This window comes from Paraburkholderia sp. GAS41 (assembly GCF_050436545.1).
Taxonomy (GTDB): Bacteria; Pseudomonadota; Gammaproteobacteria; order Burkholderiales; family Burkholderiaceae; genus Paraburkholderia.
Genome location: NZ_JBNDMK010000089.1, coordinates 1 through 1,131, shown reverse-complemented (window position 1 = coordinate 1,131; position 1,131 = coordinate 1). Strand labels below are relative to the sequence as shown.

General features: G+C 60.8%; 1 protein-coding gene. It reads right to left on the bottom strand.

All coding sequences use genetic code 11. The annotated features are described in order from the left end of the window. Positions 1-161 precede the first annotated feature (161 nt). Complete coding sequence (locus P3T43_RS35675) at positions 162-1,040, bottom strand: NmrA/HSCARG family protein (RefSeq protein WP_429285671.1); 879 nt, start codon at positions 1,038-1,040, stop codon at positions 162-164. Between the last annotated feature and the right edge of the window lie 91 nt (positions 1,041-1,131).

Here is a 1,131-nt window from a genome sequence, read left to right as displayed (position 1 = left end):
TTAGATTGACTCGCCCACGACTATGGCGACGATTTTCAACGGCTGCTTCCCGGCTGCAAGGCGAATCGCCTCGCAACAGCCGCTTGTATTGAGGCGATCAGAAGGGCGACCTGTCGCTCGAATGCCGATGCTTTGAAATTGCTGTCGCCCTTTCTGATCGATTAGTCCGTGGCCCACTCCGCGGCCATCGCCACCGCGAAGTCTCGGTAGGATCTCGGCTGTCGTCCAAGCAGCGCAGCAAGGCGCTCTACCTCCGATTTCGAAGCGACCGCCCCATCCTGCTGGTACCTGCCCATCATGAGTCGCATGTCATAGGCAAGCCAGGCGGGGGCCGCCGACTTGAGCCGCTGTTCCAGGACGTTGAGATCGTCTCCACCGTAGCGGACAGGGCGTCCGAGCGCCTCGGCCCAGATCGACACCACCGTCTTGGCATCGATGACATCGGGGCCGACGAGTTCATAGGTTTCACGCGGCAATGGGGCACCGGCGCGCTCGCGGCTCAGGAGTTCGCGCGCGGCAGCATCGCCGATATCGCGGACGTCGACCATGGAAATTCCCTTTTCGCCAATCGGCATGCCGTAGACACCGTGCGTCAGCAGCGGGTCCTTCTGCCTCACGTCGTTCTGGATGAAATACGCGGGGCGCAGCACGGTCGCCGGAATGTCCAGGTGTTCGATCATGCGCTCGACGGTATGTTTGCCGGTGAAGTGCGGCACGTCCACGTATTCGGCCCCTTTGAACACCGACAGATAGACCACGCCTTTCACGCCGGCTTCCCGTGCGACGCTCAAGGTCTGAAGCGCTTGGGTCAGTTCGTCCGCGGCATTGGGTGCGAGTAGGAACAGCGTGCTGACGCCGTTGATCGCTTGCCGCACGGCGTCGACATCGGACAAGTCACCCTTGACCGCAGCGACACCGGCGGGGAACTTCGCTTTCTCGGGTGTACGCGTCAGCGCCCGCACTTCGACGCCGCTGCCGTTCAAATGCTTGAGAATCTGCTGGCCGATCACGCCTGTGCTGCCCGTTACAAGAATTGCCATGACTATCTCCTTGGATGGATGGGCTGGGTTAGCCCGTGAGACAAAGATTAGTCGTTCCACTGACAGGCCGAAAGTGCCAAAATCCATACAC

What these genes read in the sequence shown, in the direction of transcription:
- P3T43_RS35675 (WP_429285671.1), bottom strand. Translation starts at nt 1,040, where the DNA reads ATGGCAATTCTTGTAACGGGCAGCACAGGCGTGATCGGCCAGCAGATT.